This is a genomic window from Geodermatophilus sp. FMUSA9-8 (assembly GCF_037034165.1).
In the GTDB taxonomy this organism is placed as follows: Bacteria; Actinomycetota; Actinomycetes; order Mycobacteriales; family Geodermatophilaceae; genus Geodermatophilus; species Geodermatophilus nigrescens.
This window is the reverse complement of record NZ_JBAGKE010000008.1, coordinates 197,571-219,537: the sequence shown is the minus strand read 5'-3', so window position 1 is coordinate 219,537 and position 21,967 is coordinate 197,571. Positions and strand designations below refer to the sequence as shown.

The 21,967-nt window shown below is 75.3% G+C and carries 16 protein-coding genes; 7 read left to right on the top strand and 9 right to left on the bottom strand.

Features of this window, described 5'->3' with window-relative positions; all coding sequences use genetic code 11:
• Window positions 1-190 precede the first annotated feature (190 nt).
• The 7 genes from WA616_RS17440 (at window position 191) to WA616_RS17410 (ending at window position 6,318) form a co-directional block, all read left to right on the top strand.
• Window positions 191-1,684, top strand: a complete 1,494-nt coding sequence (locus WA616_RS17440; RefSeq protein WP_336031822.1) for an amidohydrolase family protein — start codon at window positions 191-193, stop codon at window positions 1,682-1,684.
• Between the two features lie 9 nt (window positions 1,685-1,693).
• The gene (locus WA616_RS17435) at window positions 1,694-2,512 is read left to right on the top strand and encodes an IclR family transcriptional regulator domain-containing protein (protein WP_336031821.1); all 819 of its coding nucleotides are present in this window, start codon (window positions 1,694-1,696) and stop codon (window positions 2,510-2,512) included.
• Between the two features lie 29 nt (window positions 2,513-2,541).
• Window positions 2,542-3,111, top strand: a complete 570-nt coding sequence (locus tag WA616_RS17430; RefSeq protein ID WP_336031819.1) for a hypothetical protein — start codon at window positions 2,542-2,544, stop codon at window positions 3,109-3,111.
• A gap of 158 nt (window positions 3,112-3,269) precedes the next feature.
• Entirely contained in the window at window positions 3,270-3,872 is a 603-nt protein-coding gene (locus tag WA616_RS17425) for an acyl-CoA-like ligand-binding transcription factor (RefSeq protein ID WP_336031818.1), read from the top strand.
• A gap of 80 nt (window positions 3,873-3,952) precedes the next feature.
• Window positions 3,953-5,623, top strand: coding sequence for an MDR family MFS transporter (locus WA616_RS17420; RefSeq protein ID WP_336031814.1), 1,671 nt, complete (start codon window positions 3,953-3,955; stop codon window positions 5,621-5,623).
• A gap of 130 nt (window positions 5,624-5,753) precedes the next feature.
• Window positions 5,754-5,984, top strand: a complete 231-nt coding sequence (locus WA616_RS17415; RefSeq protein ID WP_073419268.1) for a ribbon-helix-helix domain-containing protein — start codon at window positions 5,754-5,756, stop codon at window positions 5,982-5,984.
• On the top strand, window positions 5,971-6,318 hold the full coding sequence (locus WA616_RS17410) for a type II toxin-antitoxin system PemK/MazF family toxin (protein ID WP_073419267.1): 348 nt from the start codon (window positions 5,971-5,973) through the stop codon (window positions 6,316-6,318). The genes WA616_RS17415 and WA616_RS17410 overlap by 14 nt, the downstream gene beginning before the upstream one ends.
• 78 nt (window positions 6,319-6,396) lie before the next feature.
• On the opposite strand, the gene WA616_RS17405 is transcribed toward WA616_RS17410, so the two are convergent.
• From WA616_RS17405 to WA616_RS17365, 9 genes are all read right to left on the bottom strand, one after another.
• Window positions 6,397-8,619, bottom strand: a complete 2,223-nt coding sequence (locus WA616_RS17405) for a glycoside hydrolase family 3 C-terminal domain-containing protein (RefSeq protein WP_336031808.1) — start codon at window positions 8,617-8,619, stop codon at window positions 6,397-6,399.
• A complete protein-coding gene (locus WA616_RS17400) occupies window positions 8,616-10,091 on the bottom strand; it encodes a glycoside hydrolase family 43 protein (protein ID WP_336031807.1) in 1,476 nt (491 codons plus the stop codon). The genes WA616_RS17405 and WA616_RS17400 overlap by 4 nt, the downstream gene beginning before the upstream one ends.
• Window positions 10,088-12,706, bottom strand: coding sequence for a glycoside hydrolase family 78 protein (locus tag WA616_RS17395; RefSeq protein ID WP_336031804.1), 2,619 nt, complete (start codon window positions 12,704-12,706; stop codon window positions 10,088-10,090). The genes WA616_RS17400 and WA616_RS17395 overlap by 4 nt, the downstream gene beginning before the upstream one ends.
• Window positions 12,703-13,623: an alpha/beta hydrolase gene (locus tag WA616_RS17390; protein ID WP_336031801.1), complete on the bottom strand. Its 921-nt coding sequence runs from the start codon at window positions 13,621-13,623 to the stop codon at window positions 12,703-12,705. The genes WA616_RS17395 and WA616_RS17390 overlap by 4 nt, the downstream gene beginning before the upstream one ends.
• Complete coding sequence (locus WA616_RS17385; RefSeq protein WP_336031798.1) at window positions 13,620-16,268, bottom strand: family 78 glycoside hydrolase catalytic domain; 2,649 nt, start codon at window positions 16,266-16,268, stop codon at window positions 13,620-13,622. The genes WA616_RS17390 and WA616_RS17385 overlap by 4 nt, the downstream gene beginning before the upstream one ends.
• Complete coding sequence (locus WA616_RS17380) at window positions 16,265-17,281, bottom strand: ABC transporter ATP-binding protein (RefSeq protein WP_336031795.1); 1,017 nt, start codon at window positions 17,279-17,281, stop codon at window positions 16,265-16,267. The genes WA616_RS17385 and WA616_RS17380 overlap by 4 nt, the downstream gene beginning before the upstream one ends.
• Window positions 17,278-19,290, bottom strand: a complete 2,013-nt coding sequence (locus WA616_RS17375) for a dipeptide/oligopeptide/nickel ABC transporter permease/ATP-binding protein (protein ID WP_336031793.1) — start codon at window positions 19,288-19,290, stop codon at window positions 17,278-17,280. The genes WA616_RS17380 and WA616_RS17375 overlap by 4 nt, the downstream gene beginning before the upstream one ends.
• Window positions 19,287-20,228 carry an ABC transporter permease gene (locus WA616_RS17370; RefSeq protein ID WP_336031791.1) on the bottom strand — a complete coding sequence of 314 codons (942 nt, stop codon included), beginning with the start codon at window positions 20,226-20,228 and terminating at the stop codon, window positions 19,287-19,289. The genes WA616_RS17375 and WA616_RS17370 overlap by 4 nt, the downstream gene beginning before the upstream one ends.
• Before the next feature lie 74 nt (window positions 20,229-20,302).
• Window positions 20,303-21,910 carry an ABC transporter substrate-binding protein gene (locus WA616_RS17365; protein ID WP_336031788.1) on the bottom strand — a complete coding sequence of 536 codons (1,608 nt, stop codon included), beginning with the start codon at window positions 21,908-21,910 and terminating at the stop codon, window positions 20,303-20,305.
• Between the last annotated feature and the right edge of the window lie 57 nt (window positions 21,911-21,967).

Genomic DNA, 21,967 nt, shown 5'->3' with positions numbered 1-21,967 from the left:
GGGTGCCGCTGACACGGACGGGCGTCCGCCGGTGGCGCCGATCCTGGGCACCGGTGCTGACCTGTGTCAACCGCACTGCCCTGCGCTTGACATGTGCGGCAGGTCACGCGCAGGGTGACGCCGATCCGAGCTCGCGTCCGCTGGACGGACGCTCGTCCGCTCTCGTCGCCCGACGTCCGAGGAGACCTCCGTGACCCAGCCCGAGACCCCCGCCCCGCGGGCCGGCCGCCCCGTCGTCCTCCGCGGCGGCACGGTGCTCACCATGGACGACGCCGGCACCGTGCTGCGCGACGCCGACGTCCTCGTCGTCGGCGACCGCATCGCCGCCGTCGGGCCGGCGCTGGAGGTCCCCGAGGGCACCGAGGAGGTCGACGCCGCGGGCGGCATCGTGATGCCCGGGATGATCGACACCCACCGGCACATGTGGCAGACGGCGATGCGCGGCTACGGCGCCGACTGGTCCCTCACCCAGTACTTCGTCTGGTACTACCTCGAGCACGGCCGCCGCTTCCGCCCCGAGGACGTCGCCGCCGGCAACTGGCTGGCCGCCGTCGAGGCGCTGGACGCCGGCGTCACCACCGTCGTCGACTGGTCGCACGGGCTGCAGACGGTCGACCACGCGGAGGCCGCCGTCGACGCCCTGCAGTCGGTGCCCGGCCGGTACGTGCTCGCCTACGGCAACATCCAGGCCGCACCGTGGGAGTGGACCGCCGACAAGGCCGTGCAGGCCTTCCTCGAGCGCCGCCGCACCGGTGCCGGTGACCTGTTCGACGTCCAGCTCGCCTTCGACGTCACCGGCGACCCGGCCTTCCCCGAGAAGGCGGCGTTCGAGGTGGCCCGCGACCTCGGCCTGCCGGTGACTACGCACGCCGGCGTCTGGGGCGCCACCAACGACGACGGCATCCGGCTCATGCACGAGCACGGCTTCGCCACCCCGGAGACCGTCTACGTGCACGCCGCGTCGCTGTCCCCCGACAGCTACCACCGCATCGCCGCCACCGGCGGGTCGATCTCGGTGTCCACGGAGTCCGAGCAGAGCGCCGGCCAGGGCTACCCGCCCACCTGGCAGGTGCGCGCCCACGGCATCCCGGTGTCGCTGTCGATGGACACCAGCGTGTGGTGGAGCGGCGACCTGTTCTCCGCGATGCGCACGACGCTCGGCGCCGACCGCTCCCGAGAGCACTTCGAGGCCCACCTCAAGGGCGAGACGGTCACCCACCTGGCGCTGCGCGCGCAGCACGTCGTGCAGTGGGCCACCCGCGGCGGGGCGGCGGCGCTCGGCCGCGACGACCTCGGGCGCCTCGTGCCGGGCGCGAAGGCCGACGTCGTGCTGCTCAAGAACGACGCCTCGCCGGTGTCGTTCCCGCTGCTGCACCCCTACGGCCACGTGGCCTTCCAGGCGCAGCGGGGCGACGTGCACACGGTGCTCGTCGACGGGCGGGTCGTGAAGTCGCAGCACCGGCTGGTCGGCGTCGACCTGGCCGCCGTGCGGCGCGAGGTCGAGGCGACCGTGGAGCACCTGCGCGCCGACATGGGCGCGGACGTCTGGGTGTCCGGCATGGACCCGGAGCTGCCCGAGGGCAAGGTGCTCGACAACCCGTACCAGTACACCGACTACCGCTCGGAGACCACGCACGCCGCCCGCGAGGAGGCCTTCGAGCGGCACCTGGCCGGGGAGCACTGAGGCACCGCCGTGGCCGGACGCGGTGAGGGGCCGGACTTCGTCGAGGCGCTGGCCCGTGGCCTGGACGTGCTCACCTCCTTCGGTGCCGACCGGCCGGCGATGTCCCTGTCGGAGGTCGCCGCGGCCGCCGGGCTCGCCCGCCCGACGGCGCGGCGGCTGCTGCTCACGCTCGAGGAGCTGGGCTACGTCCGGTCGGCCGGGGGGACGTTCTCGCTGACGCCGAAGGTGCTGGCGCTCGGCATGGCCTACGTCGGCGCGCTCGGGCTGTGGGACGTCGCCCGGCCGCACCTGGAGGCGCTGGTCGCGCGCACCGGCGAGTCGTCGTCGATGGCGCAGCTCGACGGGTCCGACATCGTCTACGTGGCCCGGGTGTCGGTACCCAAGCTGATCACCCTGCGCGTGGAGATCGGCACGCGCTTCCCCGCCGCGCAGACGTCGCAGGGCAAGGTGCTGCTGGCCGCGCTGCCGGCCGGGGAGCTGGACGCCGTCCTCGCCCAGCCGAGCCGCTCGGGCCTGCCGCCCTACATCGGGCGCTCGCCCGAGCAACTGCGCGAGGAGCTCACGGAGGTGCGCGCCCGCGGCTGGGCGCTGGCCGACGAGGAGCTCGCGCCCGGGGTCCGGTCGGTCGCCGTCCCGGTGCGCGACGGGCACGGCGCGGTGCGGGCGGCGATGAACGTGACCGTGCACGCCGCGGAGACCTCCACCGAGGTCCTGCTCGCCGAGCACCTGCCCGCGCTGCTGCGCACCGCCGGCGAGGTGAGCGCCGACTGGGCGCGGTGGCAGTCCCGGCCGCACGTGGAGGTGGACCGGTCGCGGTCCGCCGGATGAGACGCGGCGGGATCGGGTACCCCCGGCCCATGAGCGGGAAGTCGGCGGAGGACTACGCCAGGGACTACACGGACCCGGAGCTGCGCGAGCGGCTCAAGGAGGAGATCAAGGCCGGCGACAGGGGCGGGCAGCCCGGCCAGTGGAGCGCCCGCAAGAGCCAGCTCCTCGCGCACGAGTACGAGGCCCAGGGCGGCGGCTACGTGCACGAGGGCGAGCGCACCGAGTCCCAGCGGCACCTGCAGGAGTGGACCGGCCAGGACTGGCACACCGCCGACGGCGGCGACCGCGCCCGCGGCTCCGGCGGCACGAAGCGGTACCTGCCCGACGCCGCCTGGGAGCTGCTGTCCGACGAGGAGAAACGCGCCACCGACTCCCGCAAGCGGCACGGCGAGGAGCAGCACGTCGCCAACACCGACGCCGCCAGGGAGGCGCGGAAGGCCGCCGAGCTGCTCGACGCGAAGGCCGACGAGGCGAGGCGCGCGGTGGGCCGCATGCACGGCGACTCCCAGCTCGACCGCGCGGAGAAGGCCGAGCGCGACCTCGGGAAGGGCCGCAAGACGGTGCTCGAGGCGATCGAGCGGCAGCGCGACCGGGACTGAGCGACACGCAGCAGGATCAGGCGGCCTGATCCTGCTGCGTCCCGACTCGCGGTCTGCGGTGAGCCAGGACGCGCGGCGGTGAGCCAGGACGTCGGTCGACACGCCGTGCAGTGCGCGCAACTTTGCACTGACTGCACCTTTCGGGCGATGATGAGCGGGTGACCTCCGGCCTGCGCGAGCGCAAGAAGCTCGCCACCCGCCTGGCGCTGCACCAGGCGGCGCTGCAGTTGGTGGCCGAGCGCGGCCTGGACGGCGTCTCTGTCGACGACATCGCCGGCCGGGCCGGCGTCTCCCCGCGCACCTTCTTCAACTACTTCCCGACCAAGGACGACGCCGTCGTCGGGATCGACGCCTCCGCCGTCGGGCAGGCCGCCGAGCGGTTCGCCGCGCGGCCGGCGCACGAGTCCCCGGTCGAGGCGCTGCGCGCCGTTCACGCCCAGCAGGCCGCCGAGATGGCCGGCGAGCCCGAGACGCTGTGGCCGCTGCGGCTGCGGGTCATCGACGAGCACCCGGTCCTGATCGCCCGGCTGCACGCGGTCTTCGGCTCCGCCGAGCGGGCCCTGGCCGAGGCGATCGCCGTCCGCACCGGCACCACCGTCGGTGCCGACCTCTACCCGACGCTGCTCGCCGCGGTGTCCGGGGTGGCCGTGCGCGCCGCCCTGCACGCCTGGCTCGCCAGCGACTTCACCGAGTCCCTGCCCGCCCTCGTCGACGAGGCCTGGGTCGTGCTCGCCGCCGGGCTGCCCGCCCCGCGCCCCTGATCCCCCGAGCGGCCGCCGCCGTCCGCTCGCCCCTCGGTGCCGCGCGCCCGCGGCCCCGTCGCACGACCCGTGGAGAACGAGTGAACCCGCCGCCCGACGGCACCGCCCCGCCCATCGTCCTGACCCGGCGCCGCATCAACGTGATCTTCTCGGCGCTGCTCGCCGGGATGCTCGTCGCCGCCCTCGACCAGACGATCGTCTCGACGTCGATGCCGACCATCGTCGGCGAGCTCGGCGGCGTCTCGCACATGGCGTGGGTGACCACCGCCTACCTGCTGGCCACCACGCTGGTCATGCCCGTCTACGGCAAGTTCGGTGACCTCTGGGGCCGCCGCACCCTGTTCCTCGTCGCGATCGGCCTGTTCACCGTGGCCAGCATCGGGGCCGCGCTGGCGCCCGACTTCGGCTGGTTCGTCTTCTGGCGCGGGGTGCAGGGCCTCGGCGGCGGCGGGCTGATGATCCTGTCCCAGGCGATCATCGCCGACATCGTCCCGGCGCGGGAGCGCGCGCGGTACATGGGCCCGATCGGCGCGCTGTTCGGGCTGTCGGCCGTCGCCGGCCCGCTGGTCGGCGGCTTCTTCACCGACACCGCGGCCCTGGGCTGGGAGTGGTGCTTCTGGATCAACGTGCCGGTCGGCGTGGGCGCCTTCCTCATCGGGTGGTTCGCGCTGTCCCTGCCGCGCCGGCGCAGCACCACCCCGCTCGACGTCGCCGGCATCGTCGCGCTGTCGGCCACGACGACGTCGCTGGTGCTGTTCACCGACCTCGGCGGCAGCGACGGCTGGACCGACCCGTGGACGCTGGCGCTCGCCGCGGCGTTCGTCGTCTGCGCGGTCGTGTTCGTGCTCGTCGAGCGGCGCGCGGTCGAGCCGATCGTGCCGCTGACGCTGTTCCGCAACCCGACCTTCGTCGTCGCCACCGCCATGGGCATGGCCGTGGGCCTCGGCATGTTCTCGGCCATCGCGTTCATGCCGACGTTCCTGCAGATGAGCTCCGGCCTCTCGGCGGCGGGCTCCGGCCTGCTCATGCTGCCGATGACCGCCGGGATCATCCTCACGATCCAGTCCTCCGCGGCGGTCATCCTGCGCACGGGCCGGTACAAGCGGTTCACGGTCGCTGGCGTGGCGGTCATCCTCGCGACGATGGTCTGGATGACCACGCTGACCGGCGGGACGTCGCTGTGGGTGATCGGCGCGATGTTCTTCGCCCTCGGCTGCGGGCTCGGGCTGATCATGCAGAACGTCGTGCTGGCGGCGCAGAACGCCGTTCCGGCCACCCAGATCGGCACCGCCACCTCCACGAACAACTACTTCCGCGAGGTGGGCGCCACCCTGGGCGTCGCCGTCTTCGGCACGCTGTTCACCAGCCGGCTGGCCGAGAACCTCACCGGGGCGCTGACCGGCAACGCCGAGCAGGCGGCCGCCGCGGGCATCACCTCGCCGGACACCCTGGTGCCCTCGGCGGTCGAGGCGGCCGGGGAGCCGCTGCGGACGGCGATCGTCGACGCCTACGCGGGCTCCCTCGCCCCGGTGTTCTGGTACCTGGTGCCGGTCCTCGCCGTCGCGCTGCTGCTGTCGTTCCTGCTGCGCGAGATCCCGCTCGCCGAGCACGCCGGCATGGTCGCCCGCGGCGAGGCGGTCGAGTCCGAGGAGGAACTCGCGACGCTGCTGCGGTCGGGCGCGCAGGCCGCCGTCCCGGCGCCCGAGCCGCCCCTGCACGGACCCTGCGACGACGACCAGCTGCGCGTCTGAGCGCGTCCTGACCGGAGGGGATGTGCGGCTGGGGTGCGGTGCGGACCCCGGACACGCCCCGGCTGCACATCACCTCACCCCTCGGTTGCATCCACCGCCGCGGTTCGTGCTACCCGGGTAGCATCGCGGTGTGAAGCTGAGCGTGAGCTTGACCGAGGAGGACGTCGCGGTCCTCGACGACTACGCCCGGTCGGCCGGCCTGCGGTCCCGATCGGCGGCCCTGCACCACGCGATCCGGCTGCTCCGCCATCCGGACCTCGAGGACGACTACGCCGCGGCGTGGGAGGAGTGGCAGACCTCGGGCGAGGAGGCCGTGTGGCAGACGACGACGGGCGACGGGCTGGACGATGCTCCGCGGTGAGATCCGGCTCGTCGACCTCGAGCCCGTCCGCGGCAGCGAGGCGGGCAAGCGCCGACCCGCGGTGGTCGTCAGCAACGACCGGGCGAACGCGGTGGCCGACCGGCTCCGGCGGGGTGTGGTGACCGTCGTACCGGTCACCAGCAACACCACCAGGGTCTTCCCCTTCCAGACCCTGCTCTCTGCCGAGGACACCGGCCTCCGGGTCGACAGCAAGGCGCAGGCAGAACAGGTACGCGCGGTCGCGGTCGAGCGCGTGGGCGCCGTGCTGGGCCGCGTCCCCGCGGCGGCGATGGCCGCCCTCGACGACGCGCTCCGGCTCCACTTGCAACTCTGACCGACCGCTGTACCCCGGTGGCCCGGCACCGTGCGGATCCCGTGCCCCCGGGGTCCAGCACTCCCTGGCCCGGGCGCGTCAGCCGGCGCGGGCGGCCCGGGCGACGGCGACCAGGCGGTCGAGCTCGGCGGGCGGGATGGCGGCACCGAAGTCGGCGGCGAACCGGCGCATCGGCATCGACCCGATCATCTGCAGCATCCCGGCGTGCATCTCCGCGGCGCCGTCCGGCATGGCGGCGAGGAACCCCTCGAGCAGCGGCGGCCCGACCACCGGGTGCTCGAACCACTCGGCCACCGACGAGCCCAGCGTGAGCTCCGGGACGACGGTGTCGCCGGTCAGCGTCACCGTCTCCTCGGCCAGGACCTCGGCGGCGTTCGCGCAGACCTGCACCGTGTACTGACCCGGCGCGACGACCCAGCCGCCCTCCCGGACGTCCCAGTGGGCGAAGGCCCTCCGGTCGAGCGCCAGCTCCACCGTCCGCGACTCCCCCGGCTCCAGCGGCACCTTCGTGAAGGCGCGCAGCTCCCGGGCGGGGCGGCGGACCGGGCCGGCCGTCGTCGCGACGTAGACCTGGACCACGTGCCGGCCGGCCCGCTCGCCGGTGTTGGTCACCGTCACCGACACGCTCGCCGCGTCGTCGCCGGTGACGGCCACCCGCAAGCCGGAGGTCTCCACGGTCGTGTACCCCAGCCCGTGGCCGAACGGGTAGCGCACCGGGCGGCCGACGGTGCAGTGGTGGCGGTAGCCGACCATCACGCCCTCGCCGTAGCGGACGTGCCCCTGCTCACCGGGGAAGGTCAGGAAGCTGGGGGTGTCCTCCAGGCGCAGCGGGATCGACTCGGCCAGCCGCCCGGAGGGGCTCACCGCTCCCGTGAGCAGGTCGGCCAGCGCGCTGCCGCCCGCCTGGCCGAGCAGGAAGCCGGCCAGGACCGCGTCGACGTCGTCGTGCCAGCCCTCCAGGGACACGACGCCGCCCGAGGACAGCACGACGACGGTGCGCGGGGAGGCTCGGGCCACCGCCCGGATGAGCTCGACCTGCACGGCGGGCAGGTCGAGGGTGGTGCGGTCGAAGCCCTCGGACTCGTCGTCCTCGGCCAGTCCGGCGAAGACGACGGCGACCTCGGCGTCGCCGGCCGCGGCGACGGCCTCCTCGCGGAGCGCGGCGGCGTCGCCGGAGCCGTCGAGGGAGAAGCCGGGCGCGAACGACAGCGCCGGGAGCGCCGCCCGCAGCGCGGTCAGCGCGTCGTCGACCCGGGTGGCGTTGACGTGCGAGCTGCCGCCGCCCTGGTAGCGCGGCGTGCGGGCGAACTCGCCGACGACGGCCACCCTCGTCCCCGGGGCCAGCGGGAGCACGGCGCCGTCGTTCCTGAGCAGCACCGCGCACTGCGCCGCGAGCTCGCGGGCCAGCGCGTGGTGCGCGTCGGCGTCGAAGCCGTCGGCCGGCTCGGCGACGAGGTCCGCGAGCGCGGCCACCCGCCGGGCGCTGCGGTCGACGAGCGCCTCGTCGAGGTCCCCGGCGCGGACGGCCTCGACCACGCGCCCATTGCCCGCACCGGAGTCGCCGGGCATCTGCAGGTCCAGGCCGGCGGCCAGCGCGGCGACCCGGTCGTCCACGGCGCCCCAGTCGGAGACGACGACGCCCTCGAAGCCCCACTGCTCGCGCAGCACCTCGGTGAGCAGCCAGCGGTCCTGCGACGCGTACACGCCGTTGACCCGGTTGTAGGCGCACATGACCGTGGCCGGCCGCGCCGAGGTCACGATCCGCTCGAAGGCGGGCAGGTAGATCTCGCGCAGGGTCCGCTCGTCGACGTCGGCGCTGACCTGCATGCGCTGCGTCTCCTGGTTGTTGGCCGCGAAGTGCTTGACCGAGGCGCCGACGCCCTGCGCCTGCTGGCCGCGCACGTGTGCCGCGCCGAGCACGCCCGTGAGCAACGGGTCCTCGGAGTAGTACTCGAAGTTCCGCCCGCACAGCGGGGACCGCTTGATGTTCACACCCGGGCCGAGGACGACCGGCACGCCGAGGGCGCGCGCCTCCCGGCCGACCGCCGCGCCGACCCGCTCGGCGACGTCGGGGTCCCAGCTCGACCCGACCGCGACGGCCGGAGGGAAGCAGGTGGCCGGCAGGCTCTGCAGCAGGCCGATCCGGTCGAAGTCGTCGGCCTGCCGGCGGACGCCGTGCGGTCCGTCGGTGAGGACGACCGACGACAGCCCGGCCTCCTCCACCGCGGGCGTCGACCAGAAGTCCTGCCCGGACAGCAGCGTCGCCTTCCGCTCCAGGGGCAGGTCGGCGGGGTCGGTCACGGGACCTCCTGCGGGTCGTCGGCGCCGGCGTACGCGAACGAGCGCACCACGAGCGAGCCGCGGGCGCACCAGACGCCGCCGAGCCGGCCGGTCATCCCGCCGGCGACCTCGGTGGACACGTAGCGCCCGTCCAGGCGGCCGAGCTCCACGGAGCCGCCCGCGCCGACGAGGCCGGCCACGAGCACGTCGGGCGCCAGCGCCGTCGAGGAGAAGTGGCCCTCGCCGGGGAGCGTCCGGATCTCCAGGGTCACGTCGCCGCCGGTCACCTCCGCCTCCCCCAGGACCTCCCGCAGCGGGCCGACCTGCGCCACCGCGCGCACCCGGGCGCCCTCGACCTCGACGTCGCGGGAGTGGCGGGCGTCGATCCGCAGCGTCAGCCCGCCGACCCCGTCGGAGGCCCGCACGACGGCGCGCAACAGCGCGTGCTCGTGCTCCTGGCGGCGTCCCACGAAGGCCACGTCCTCCGACGCCGGGTCGGGGTCGGCGGCGGCCAGCCGCCAGCCGCCCTCCACCCGGGTGAGCACGTCGCCGGGGAAGCGCCGAGGCGCCGCCCACGCCGGGCCCGCGAGGTCCTCGGTCACCGCGACCGCGCCGCCGGGCGGGGTCAGCCACTCCCCGAGCCGGGGCCAGCCGTCGGCCCACTCGACCTCGGCGGCGAAGGTCTCGCGGCCGAGGACGTGGAACTGGGGGCTGGTGCCGCGCGGGCGCACGCCGTGGAAGACGACCGCCCACGAGCCGTCGGCCCGCTGCACCAGGTCGGCGTGCCCGGTGTTCTGCACCGGCGACTCGACGCCCCGGTGGGTGAGCAGTGGGTTGTGCGGACAGGGCTCCCACGGCCCGGCCGGCGACGGGCCGCGGGCGATCGTCACCGCGTGCCCGCGCTCCGTGCCGCCCTCGGCGATCAGCAGGTACCAGTGGCCGCCCACCCGGTACAGGTGCGGCCCCTCGGGGAACCGCCCGCCGGTGCCCTGCCACAGCCGCCGCCGCCCGGTGAGCGGCGTCCCCGTGGCCGGGTCGACCGCCTGCTGCACCAGCCCGGCGGGGCCGCCCGCCCCGAAGCCGGCGTAGCTGACCAGCAACGTGCCGTCGTCGTCCCAGGTGAGGTCGGGGTCGATGCCACGCACGTCCGGCATCCGCACGGGGTCCGACCAGTCCCCCAGCGGGTCCTCCGCGGAGGTGAGCAGCTGCCACCCGCCGTCGGCGAGGTTGGTGGTGACCAGCCAGAACCGGCCGTCGTGGTGGCGGAGGGTGGGCGCGGTGATCCCGCCCGACCCGGGCGCCGCGGAGACGTCGAGCTGCGAGGGCCGGGCCAGCACGTGCCCCACCTGCTCCCAGGACACGAGGTCGGCCGAGCGGTACAGCGGGACGCCCGGGGCGTACTCGAAGGACGAGTGCACCATCCAGTAGGCGTCCCCGACCCGGACGACGCTCGGGTCGGGGTGGAAGCCGGGGACGACGGGGCGCGGCGTCACGCGTGCGCGTCCGGGTCGAAGAACAGTGCCGGCCTCTCCACCGGGCGCGGCTCCTCGATCGTGCAGGTGAACGCGTGCCGGCCCGGGCCGGCCTCCCGCGGCGCGCTGCCGTCGGGCAGCACCACCTCCGCCGTCGTGTTCGGCGGGACGACGACGTCGAGCGCGAACGCCGTCCCCCCGGTCAGCGCCCAGGACACCGACGCCGTCCCGTACGGCGTCTCGTGGGTGGCCGCCGCCGAGGTGAGGCCGGGCCCCGGGCGCGGGGCGAACCGGATCCGCCGGTAGCCCGGCGCGGCCGGCGCGAGCCCGGCCACCGTGCGGTGCAGCCAGTCGGCGACCGCGCCGAAGGCGTAGTGGTTGAACGACGTCATCTCGCCGGGGTTGATCGTCCCGTCGGGGAGCATGGAGTCCCAGCGCTCCCAGATCGTCGTCGCGCCCATCGTCACCGCGTACAGCCACGACGGGTTGCCGCGTTGCAGCAGCAGCTCGTAGGCGGTGGCCAGCTCGCCCGCGTTCGTCAGGGCGTCGGTGACCAGCGGCGTCCCGAGGAAGCCGCTCGCGATGTGGAACCCGTCCGCCAGCACCTGCTGGGCCAGCAGCCGGCCGGCGTGCTCCCGCTGCCCGGGCTCGAGCAGGTCGAACTCCAGCGCCAGGGCGTAGGCCGTCTGCGACGGGAAGGCGACCCGGCCGTTCGGGGAGACGTACTCGGCGCGGAAGCGGGCCGCGGCCCGCTCCCCCAGCTCGGCGAACCGGGCGCCGTCGCGCCCGAGCACCTCCGCCACCTGCGCCACGGTGCGCGCCGAGCGGGCCAGGTAGGCGGTGGCCACGCACTGCCAGGGGGTGCGGGCGGCGGCCGGGTTGTCCGGCGGGGCGGCGGTGTCGAGCCAGTCGCCGAAGGAGAACCCGCCCCCGGGGAAGTCGAGGTGCTCCCCCGCCCGCGCGGCGAACGCGTCGATCCACGCGGTCATCGAGTCCCACTGGGCGGCGAGCAGCCCGGTGTCGCCGGTGCGCTGGTAGAGCACCCACGGGACGACGACGGCGGCGTCGCCCCACCCGGTCTCCGGCTGCTGCGGGAAGGGCAGCAGCGGCAGGAACGGCACGTACATCGGCACGACGCCGTCGAGCTCCCGCTGCTCGGCGGCGAGGTCGGTCAGCCAGGAGCGGAGCATGCCGGTGGTGTCGTGGAGGAACGACGCGGTGGGCGCGAACACCTGCAGGTCACCGGTCCAGCCCAGCCGCTCGTCGCGCTGCGGGCAGTCGGTCGGGATGTCGAGGAAGTTGCCCCGCATCCCCCAGACGACGTTCTCGTGCAGCCGGCTGACGTCCGGGTCCGAGCACGTGAACGTGCCGGTCCGGCGCATGTCCGTGTGCAGCACCACCGCCTGCAGGTCCTCCGGCCGCAGCTCGCCGGGCCAGCCGGTCACCTCGGCGTACCGGAAGCCGTGGAACGTCGACCGGGGCTCCCAGGTGCGCGGGCCGCGCCCGTCGAGGACGGCGACGTCGGTGGCACGGGCGGCCTTCAGCGGCCGGGTGCCGAGCTCGCCGTGCTCGAGCACCTCCGCGTGCCGGACGGTGATCTCGGTGCCGGCCGGACCGTCGGGCAGGGACAGCCGGAGGCGGCCCACCAGGTTCTGGCCGAGGTCGACGAGCACCCTCCCCGACGGCGAGGTGGTGACCGCCCGCACGGGGAGGACCTGCGTGCGGCGCACCGGCGGTCCGGTGGGGGCCACCAGCGTGGCGGCGTCGAGGTCGGCGACCTCGACCGGCGTCCAGGCGGCGTCGTCGAACCCGGGCGCGGACCACCCGGGCAGGTCGCGGCGGAAGTCGACCGTCTCGCCGGAGTAGAGGCCGGAGCGGACGGTGGGCCCGTCGGTCGTCGAGCGCCAGGCGCCGTCGGTGGTCACCACGGTGCGCGAGCCGTCGGGGTGGTCGACCTCCAGCTGCAGGAGGGCGCCGGTGCGGTCGCCGTACCACCCGCGCTTGCCGGTGAAGCCGAGGTACCCGGCGAACCAGCCCTCGGCCAGGTGCACGCCGATTGCGTTGGGGCCCTCGGTGAGCAGTCCCGTGACGTCGTGGGTCCGGTAGCGGAGCCGGTGCCGGTAGCTCGTCCAGCCGGGCGCCAGCACGACGTCGGAGACCGCGGCGCCGTTGAGCTCGGCCTCGTACACCCCCTGCGCGGTGGCGTACAGCCGGGCGCGGGCCACCGGCCGGTCGAGGACGAACTCGCGCCGCAGCAGGGCCACGGCCTCCTCCCGGGCGGGGAGCACCGGGCGCACCAGCCGCGCGCTCCAGTCGGCGGGCGACAGCAGGCCCGCCTCGACGGCGACCTCCTCGCTCCACGCCGACGGCTCGGCGTCGTCCGCTCCCCACACGCGGACGCGGACGGTGCGCCCCTCCCGGGAGGCGAGCGGCGGTGCGTCCCACGGCACGAGCACCGAGTCGGCGGAGTCGACCCGGCCCGAGGACCAGGTGCCGATCTCCAGCTCGTAGGCCACCTGCCGCCAGCCGGGCAGGTCGGTGGAGGTGACCCACGACAGCCGCGGCGTCGTCTCGCCGATGCCCAGCGGCTCCCGGTGGTGCTCGGCGGTGACGGGGGCGACGGTCACGTCGCTCATCGGACCCGGTCCCCGAGCAGCGCGTCGGCGAGGTACGCGACGGAACGGTCGACGATCCCGTCGACGTCGTCGCACCCGAGCCAGATGTGCCCGGCACCCTCGACCGGCTCCAGCTCCGAGGTGGCGCCGGCCTCCTGCAGCGCGGCGTGCAGCGCCTCGCTCTGCGCGTACGGGACCAGCCAGTCGGCGGTGCCGTGCAGCAGCAGGAACGGGGGCGCGTCCGCGGTCACGTGGGTGACCGGGCTGGCGTCGGCGCGGGTGGCGTCGGTGAGGCCCGCGACCAGGTGCTCCTCCGGCGGTCCCCGCAGCTCCTCGGGGAGCAGGGCCGCGATCTCCGGCGGCGGCTCCTGCCGGGGCATGGTGGCGAGGTCGGAGACGCCGTACCAGTCGACGACGACGTCGACCGCGCTGGACTCCCCGACCACGCCGTGCGTCCCCTCCAGGTCGGGCCGGTGCCCGGTGAGGCCGAGCAGCGCGGCGACGTGCCCGCCGGCCGACTCGCCCCACGCGCCGATCCGGGTGGTGTCGACGCCGAGGTCGCCGGCGAACCGGCGCAGGTAGCGGACGGCGGCCTTCGCGTCGTGCAGCAGCGCGGGGAACGGCGCCTCCAGCGCGTGCCGGTAGTCGATGGTGGCGACGGCGAGCCCGGCGGCGAGCAACGCGTCGAAGACCTGGTCCACCCGCAGCGTCTCGGGCAGGTACCGGCGGTCGCCCATCATGAACGCGCCGCCGTGCACCCAGACGACCAGCGGCGCGGGCGCCGGGGTGTCGGGCACCCACACGTCGAGCTGCAGCGGGCGGTAGCCGAAGGCGACGGCGTAGGTGACGCCGGAGAAGTGGCGGGCGCCGTCCGCGCGCCGGACCGGCGGCGGCGGGGGCAGGAACCGGGCCGGACCGGCCCACTCGGTGGTGCTCATGCGGCGTCCTCCAGGGCGCTCGGGAACGTGTGGGTGCCGGGGCCGGCCGTCGTCGCGGTGCCGTCGGGCAGCACCACCTCGGCCTGCGTGCCGGCGGGGACCTCGACGGTCAGCGCGAAGCGGTCGCCGTCGACCCGCCAGGACGAGGCGATCCGGCCGTACGGGGACTCGTGGGTGGCCGCGGCGGAGGTGAGGCCGCCGCCGGGCCGGGGCCGGACGCGGAACCGGCGGTACGCGGGCTCCAGCGGCTCGATGCCCGCGGTGTACCGGTGCAGGAAGGAGACGACCGCGCCCTTCGAGTAGTGGTTGAGCGAGTCGCGCGGCCTGCCCTCGGCGTCCACGCCGTCCCAGTGCTCCCACACCGTCGTCGAGCCGCGGTCGACCATCACCAGCCAGCCGGGCTCGGCGTCCTGCAGCAGCAGCTCGTAGGCGACGTCGAGGTGTCCGGCGTCGGCCAGCACGGGCAGCAGGTACGGCGTCGCCAGGAAGCCGGTGCCCAGGTGGGTGCCCGCCTCGCGCACCAGCTCCACCAGCCGCTCGGCGACGGCGGGCCGCAGCTCCCCGGGCACCAGGCCGAAGGCGAGCGCGCGCACGTGGTCGGCCTGGGTGTCGCTGACCAGCCGCCCGTCGCCGTCGAGGTACTCGGCCTGCCAGGCGGCGCGCACCCGCGCGGCGAGCCCGGCGTAGCGGGCGGCGTCGTCGTCGCGGCCGAGCACGGCGGCGATCTCCGCCAGCAGCCCCGCGCTGTGCGCGAACCAGGCGGTGGCGACGACGCCCTCGTCGGCGGCGACGAACGCGCCGAAGTCACCCACCTCCTCGCCGGGGACGAGCCACTCGCCCCAGTGGAAGCCGGTGTCCCACAGCCACCGCTCGTGCGGCGCGGGCTCCGGCCGCCGGGCCGCGCGGTCGGGGTGCCGCTGCTCGCGGGCCATCCGCTCGGCCCGGTCCAGCCAGCGCACCATCGCCGGCCAGGTCTCCTCCAGCACGCGGGTGTCCCCGTAGGCGCGGTACAGCTCCCACGGCACGACGACGACCGCGTCGCCCCACCCGGCCGAGCCGTTGAGGAACGACACCGGGCTCTCCCGCCCCTCCGCGCGCGGGCAGGGGCTGACGTTGGCGACCGTGCCGTCGGGCCACTGGTCGGCCACCACGTCGCGCAGCCACTTGGTGGAGAACCCGGCGACGTCGTACAGGAACGCCGCCGTCGGCACGAACAGCTGCCAGTCGCCGGTCCAGCCGTGCCGCTCGCGGTGCGGGCAGTCGGTCGGGATGTCGCAGGCGTTGCCGCGGAAGCTCCACACGGCCGCCTCGTGGAGGGCGTCCACCCGGGGGTCGCTGCAGGTGAACGTGCCGGTGCGGCGCAGGTCGGTGTGCACCACGACGCCGCGCAGGTCGTCGGGCCTGAGGTCGCGGGGATGGCCCTCGATCCGCACGTACCGGAACCCGTGGGTGGTGCGGCGCGGCTCGAACGCCTCACCCGCGACGCCGGCGGAGACCACGACGTCGACCTGGCCGGCCGGCAGCGGGTGCGGCAGGAACGGCAGGTCGGGCCGCAGGTGCTCGACCGTGACGTCGCCGTCGGGGCCGAGCCACTCGCCGTGGGTGAGCGTGAGCGTCGTGCCGGCGGGGCCGAGGTCGGTCAGGCGCACCCAGCCGTTGACGTCCTGCCCGAGGTCGGCCACCTGGGCGCCGGAGGGCACGCGGGTCACCGAGACGGGCACGATCTCCTCCACCCGGCGCACCGGCGGGGCCGGGCTGTCGACCAGCCCGCCGGAGCCGTGCTCGGCCACGGTGACCGGGTCCCAGCCGGCGTCGTCGAAGCCGGGGGCGTCCCAGCCGCGCGGCAGCCGCGTGAGGTCCCACCGCTCGCCGGCGATGAGGTCGGCGGCGGTGACGTGGCCGGTCGCGCTGCGCCAGCCCGGGCCGGTGCCGAGCACGGTGACGGTGCCGTCGTCGTGGGTGAGGTGCAGCTGCGCGAGGAACGCGACGCGGTCGCCCCACTGGTCGGCCGAGCGCGTGACGCCGGTCTGTCCGCGGAACCAGCCGTCGGCGAGGACGACGGCCAGCGCGTGCCGCCCGGGCGCGACGGGGCCGGGGTCCAGCGTCTGCACCTGCAGCCGCCGGTCGTACTGGGTGTAGCCCGGGGTCAGCTCGGCGTCGCCGATGCGCGCGCCGTCGAGGAACGCCTCGTAGAGCCCCTGCGCGGTGGCGTACAGCCGGGCGGAGGTGACCGGCCGGTCCGCGTCGAACTCCCACCGCAGCAGGGCGGCCGCCCGCTCCCCCGCCGGGCCTGCCGGCATGGTGCCCGGCTCGATCCAGTCGGCCGACCAGTCGGTGGCGTGCAGCAGTCCGGTCTCGAACCACGCCGGGACCGACACCGGGCTCGCGCCGAGGTCGGTGCGCACCCGCACCCGCCAGGCCACCCGCTGCGCGGAGGACAGCGCCGGGCCGGGCCACGGGACCAGGACGTGCTCCTCGCCCTCCACCCAGCCGGAGTCCCAGCCGTCGTCGGTCGTCAGCCGGTACGCGTGCTGCTCCCGGGCGCCGTCGGGGAGCCGCCAGGACAGGCGCGGCGACGTCGTGCCGAGGCCGAGCGGCTCGTCGAGGTGCTCGACGCGCAGGCCGTGCGGTGCCGCACCCGTCACAGGGCGGGGACCCGGTCGGCGTGGTGGCAGGCCGCCTCGGTGCCCTCGACCAGCCGCAGCGCCGGCCGCTCGGTCACGCACACGTCGGTGGCCAGCGGGCAGCGCGGCACGAACGGGCAGCCGGTGGCCAACGGCTGGGCGACGCCGGCGGTGCCGAAGCCGGCGGCCTCGCGGGCCGCCCGGCGGGCCGCCTGCTCGGCGGGACGCGGCACCGGCGCGGCGGCGGTCAACGCCACGGTGTACGGGTGGCGCGGCGCGCTGCTGACCGCCTCCACCGGCCCGGTCTCCATGACCTGGCCGCGGTAGAGCACGACGGTCCGCTGCGAGAGGAACCGGACGACACCGAGGTCGTGGGCGATGAACAGGAACGCCAGGCCGCGCTGGTCGCGCAGGTCGGCGAGCAGGTTGAGCACCTGCGCCTGGGTGGAGAGGTCCAGCGCGCTGACCGGCTCGTCGAGGACGACGACCCTCGGGTCGCACACCAGCGCGCGGGCGATGGCGATGCGCTGCCGCTGGCCGCCGGAGAACTGCGCCGGGTAGCGGTCGACGGCGTCGCCGGGCAGGCCGACGGACTCCAGGCCGCTGCGCGCCCGCGCCGCCGCCTCCGGGCCCCGCACGCCCATGAGCCGGAGCGGCTCGGCGAGCGTCTGGCCGATGGTGCGCGCCGGGTTGAGCGAGGAGTACGGGTCCTGGAAGACGACGCGCAGGTCGGCGACCTGGCGGCTGCGCTGCTTGAGCGACATCGCGGTGACGTCCGTGCCGTTGACCCGGATCGTGCCGCCGGCGGCCGGCTGCAGGCCGAGCACGGCCGTGCCGATCGTCGACTTGCCCGAGCCGGACTCGCCGACCAGGCCGACGGTCTCGCCGGGGGCGATGTCGAAGCTGACCCGGTCGATCGCCGGCGGCGCCTGCCGCGCCCTGCGGCCCGAGCCGTAGCGCACGACGAGGTCGCGGATCTCCAGCGCAGGGGTGGTGGTGGCCGTGGCGGGCGCGGCCGTGGCGGGGGCGGTCATGCGGGGACTCCGGCGGTCGGGGTGGGCTGGACGTGGGTCTCGTCGCCGGCGGACTCCGGCTCCCAGGTGGCGTGCTCGCGGGACAGCTCGTCGACCCGGATGCAGAGCACCGACCCGGTGTCGTGCGCGGGCAGTGCCGGGAACGGGGCGGTGCAGCGCTCCTCCGCGAAGCGGCAGCGGCTGGCGAACCGGCAGCCGGCCGGCCAGGAACCCGGCGGCGGGACCGTGCCCGCGATCGAGGCCAGCCGCTCGGGGACCGGCTCGCCCTCGGGCACGTGCGGGTTCGCCCCCAGCAGGGCCATCGTGTACGGGTGCGCGGGGGCGTCGAGCACGGCGGCGGCGGTCCCGGACTCCACGACCTCGCCGGCGTACATGACGGCGACCGTGTCGCAGATGTCGGCGACGACGCCGAGGTCGTGGCTGACCAGGACCACCGACAGACCGGTGTCGCGCACCAGCGCCCGCAGCAGCGACAGGATCTCCGCCTGCACGGTGACGTCGAGCGCCGTCGTGGGCTCGTCGGCGACCAGCAGCCGCGGCTCGCCGGTGAGCGCCAGCGCGATGCAGACCCGCTGCGCCATGCCGCCCGAGAGCTGGTGCGGGTGGCTCCTCAGGACCCGCTGCGCGTCGACGATGCCGACGTTGCGCAGCAGCTCCGCGGCGATCCGTCTCGCCTGCTTCCGGCCCACCCCGCGGAAGCGGCGGATCGGCCCGACGAGCTGGGTGGCGATCGAGAACATCGGGTCCAGCGCCACCATCGGCTCCTGGGAGATCATCGCGATCTCGCGGCCGCGCACCCGGTCGATCTCCCGCTCGGTCAGCCCGGCCAGCTCCCGGCCCTGCCAGCGGATCGAGCCCCCGGTCACCGCCACGCCGTCGGGCAGCAGGCCCAGGAGCGAGCGCGCGGTCATCGTCTTGCCGCAGCCGGACTCGCCGACCAGGCCGAGCACCTGCCCCTGCCGCAGGGAGAAGGAGACACCGGTGACCAGGTCGGGGCCGTCGTCGACGGAGACGGTGAGGTCGCGGACCTCGAGCACCGCCTCGGGGTCGGCCGGGGTCGCCGGGGTGACCGCCTGCACGGCCCGGCGCAGCGGCCGGCGGCGGCGCCGCACGGTCGGTGCGGCGGCCCGGCCGGCGAGGGCGTCGGCGAGCTCGTTGGCCGCGACGACGGTCAGCGCCAGCACCAGGCCGGTGGGCACCATGAGCCACGGCGCGTTGTAGATGTAGCCCGAGGCGTCCTGGATCATGAAGCCCCAGCTCGGCTCCGGCTCCCCCGGACCGAAGCCGAGGAACGCCAGTCCCGCCACGACCAGCAGGCCGATGCCGAACAGCTGCGCGGCCTGCACTGCGACCACCGTGGACATCGACGGCAGCACGTGCACGAGGTTGACCCGCAGCGAGCCGAGGCCGTTCACGCGGGCGGCGTCGACGTAGAGGCGCTGGCGCACCGACTGGGCCACGCCGAGCAGCACCCGGTAGACGGCGGCCGAGATGAGCACGCCCATGACCGCCATGACCGGGTAGAGCCGGTTGCCGATCACGCCGATGACGGCGAGCAGCAGGATCGTCGCCGGCAGCGCGAGGAACACCTCGGTGGCCCGGCTGATGACCCGCTCGACGCGGCGGCCGCGCTCGGCGGCCACCAGAGCCAGTGGCAGGCCGATGCCGAAGGCGACGACGAGCATCAGCGCCGACGCCAGCAGCGGCAGCGCGCCGGCGGTGAAGATCCGGCTGAGCAGGTCGCGGCCCAGCGGGTCGGTGCCCAGCCAGTGCTCGGCCGACGGCAGCGCGAGCCGGTTCGCGGTGTCCTGCTGCCCCGGCTCGTAGGGCCGCCACAGCGGCGCGCTGAGCGAGGCGACCACGACGAGGACCAGCCAGCCGGCGCCGAAGACCCCGCCGGGGCGGCGCAGGAAGCCGGGCAGGCCGCGTCGGCGGCGGGCCTGCGGGACGGGCTCGGTGGCGACCTCGTCGGCCGCGGCCTCGGCGCCAGGGAGGGGCAGCACGCTCATGCCGCACGCACCTTCGGGTCCAGCGCCGCGACCAGCAGGTCCAGCAGCAGGTTGATGACGACGACGACAGCGGTGGCGACGACGACCACGCCCACCAGGGCCGGGAAGTCGCTCGCCGTGGCGGCGGCCTGGCTGGCCTGTCCGAGGCCCGGCAGGGCGAAGAGGTTCTCGATGATCACCGAGCCGCCGAACAGCGCGATGAACTGGATGCCGAGCGTGGAGACGACCGGCACGCTGGCGTAGCGGAGCGCGTGCACGTAGCGGATCCGCCACGGCGGCGTCCCCATCGCCCGCAGCGTGCGGACGTGCTCCTGCGCCAGCGCCTCGCGCATGCCGGCGTTGGCGGTCCGGGCGACGATCGCCGCGCCGCCGACGGTGAGGGTGAGCACCGGCAGCAGCAGGCTCTGCAGCCACGCGGCCGGGTCGGCGGAGAAGTCGACGTACCCGGTCGCCGGGAGCCAGCCCAGCTGCAGGGAGAGGAGGTAGACCAGCAGGATCCCGACCCAGAACGCCGGGAGCGACAGGGCGACGCCGCTGCCGGTGGTGATGCCCTTGCCCAGGCGGCCGCCGCGCACCGCGGCGGTCACGCCGAGCAGCACCCCGACCACACCGGACAGCAGGGTGGCGAGGAAGGCGATGGAGGCGGTGACCGGCAGCCGGTCGGCGAGGTCCGCGGCGATGTCGCGGCCGTCGATCAGGGAGGTGCCGAGGTCCCCGCGGAACAGGGCGCCCACGTAGTCGAGGAACTGCGCGTACAGCGGGCGGTTCCAGCCCAGGGCCTCGTTCTCCGCGGCCACCGCCTCGGCGGTGGCCCCGGGGCCCAGCCGGACCGCTCCCGGGGAGCTGTCGCTGGCGTGGACGAGCAGGAAGGTGATCAGGACGGCGGCCAGGAGGGTGCCGACCGCCAGGGCGAGTCGCCGGGCGACGTAGGCGAGCATCTGGGTCCTCGTGTCAGGGGTGTCGAGGAGGGGGCCGGTGGCCGCGGCGGGACCGCGGCCACCGGCCGGGGACCTCAGCTGGCCGGCTGGACGGCCGACAGCACGAGGTAGTTGTTCGTCCCGGCGAAGGCGGGCTCGCTCACCGAGTCGGCGTTGTAGCCGGCGTAGGTGACGTCCTCGTAGACCGGGATGAACCAGCCGTGCTCGGTGATGGCCCGGTTCAGGTCGGTGAGCGCCTGCTGCTGCGCGTCACCGGTCGCGCCGAGCGCGGCGCCGAGGGCCGACTGGATGTCGGGCTCCTGCGCCTGCTGCATGTTCATGAACCCGCCGTAGAGGACGCCCGCGACGAAGCCGGCCGGGTTGGACCCCACGGAGAAGGGCCCGAAGATCACCGGGTCGGTGCGGACGGCCGCGAAGACCTGGTCGGTCGAGGTCGCGGTGACGAAGTTCAACCGGATGCCGACCTCGGCCCACTGGCTCTGCACGGCGACGGCGTCCTCGTCCGGCTGGCCGAGCACGGTCAGGTCGACGTCGATGCCGTCCGGGTAGCCGGCCTCGGTCAGCAGCTCGCGGGCGCGGTCGGGGTCGTAGGCGAACTCCTCGTCGAGGGCGGGGTCGAAGCCCGGGGCGTCCTCGGGGAAGAACTGCGACGTCGGTCGGGAGCCGTCGTGCAGGTCGCTGACCAGCGACTCGCGGTCGGTGGCGAACAGCAGGGCCTGGCGCACCTGCTCGCTGCCGAAGGCCGGGGTGCTGCTCCCCAGCTTGTCGATCACCGGGAAGCCGACGATGGTGCCGCCGACGTCCACGGTGCTCTGCCGGGACTGGACCAGGTCGATCGTGGTGGGGTCCAGCTGGGTGGCGATGTCGGCCTGGCCGGAGACGACCGCGTTGGCCAGCGACTGCGGGTCGGTGATGACGTCGTACTCGATGGTGTCCCAGACCCACTCGTCGGCGGCCCAGGCGTCGTCGTTCTTGACCACGGTGTAGGTGCTCGCCCGGGTGGTCGCGTCCTCGTCGAGGACGTAGGCGCCCGAGCCGTCCGGGGTGGTCTCCAGCGAGGAGGGGTCGGCGACGCCGGTGGGTCCGACGATGACGCCGGTCGTGTCGGCCAGGTTCTGCTCGGGCGTCGCCTGCGGCTGCGCCCAGGTGATGACGACCGTGCGGGGGTCCTGGACCGTGACGTCGGTGATCTCCGACGCCTGGCCCGGCGCCAGGGAGCCGTACGCCTCCAGGTCGGGGTCGCTGCGCCGGTCGAGGTTGGCCTTGACCACCTCGGCGTCCAGCGGGGACCCGTCGGTGAAGGTGACGCCCTCGCGCAGGGTGAGGGTGGTCTGGGTGTTCTCGGGGTTGTTGGAGAACTCCGTCACCAGGCTCGGCTCCACCGACCCGTCGGGCTGGGTGACGAACAGCGAGTCGTAGAGCGACGCGAAGAACTCGAACTGGCGCTGGGAGTACAGCAGCGGGTCGTACCCGGTCGGGGCGGCGTCGGCGTCGAAGGCGATGGTGAGCGTGCCGTCGGCGCTCTGACTGCCGCCACCCCCGCCGCTGCCGTTGCCGCCGCAGGCCGCGAGCGTGGCCGCGGTCGCCGTCGCGAGCACCGCGGCGCCGATCCGCACGGTCGCCGGCCGGGTCTGCCGGGAGGTCCGCGTGGTGAATCGATTCATCGTGTCCTGGCTCCTCATCCTCGACGGACGCGAGGGGTCTGGACGGCCGACCGGCGGCCGTGCGGGCTGCTCCGC

Bases quoted from the DNA above. Each gene is read 5' to 3' on its own strand.
- WA616_RS17395 (WP_336031804.1), bottom strand. From the start codon at position 12,706: ATGAGCGACGTGACCGTCGCCCCCGTCACCGCCGAGCACCACCGGGAG.
- WA616_RS17430 (WP_336031819.1), top strand. From the start codon at position 2,542: ATGAGCGGGAAGTCGGCGGAGGACTACGCCAGGGACTACACGGACCCG.
- WA616_RS17365 (WP_336031788.1), bottom strand. From the start codon at position 21,910: ATGAGGAGCCAGGACACGATGAATCGATTCACCACGCGGACCTCCCGG.
- WA616_RS17380 (WP_336031795.1), bottom strand. From the start codon at position 17,281: ATGACCGCCCCCGCCACGGCCGCGCCCGCCACGGCCACCACCACCCCT.
- WA616_RS17410 (WP_073419267.1), top strand. From the start codon at position 5,971: ATGCTCCGCGGTGAGATCCGGCTCGTCGACCTCGAGCCCGTCCGCGGC.
- WA616_RS17390 (WP_336031801.1), bottom strand. From the start codon at position 13,623: ATGAGCACCACCGAGTGGGCCGGTCCGGCCCGGTTCCTGCCCCCGCCG.
- WA616_RS17375 (WP_336031793.1), bottom strand. From the start codon at position 19,290: ATGAGCGTGCTGCCCCTCCCTGGCGCCGAGGCCGCGGCCGACGAGGTC.
- WA616_RS17370 (WP_336031791.1), bottom strand. From the start codon at position 20,228: ATGCTCGCCTACGTCGCCCGGCGACTCGCCCTGGCGGTCGGCACCCTC.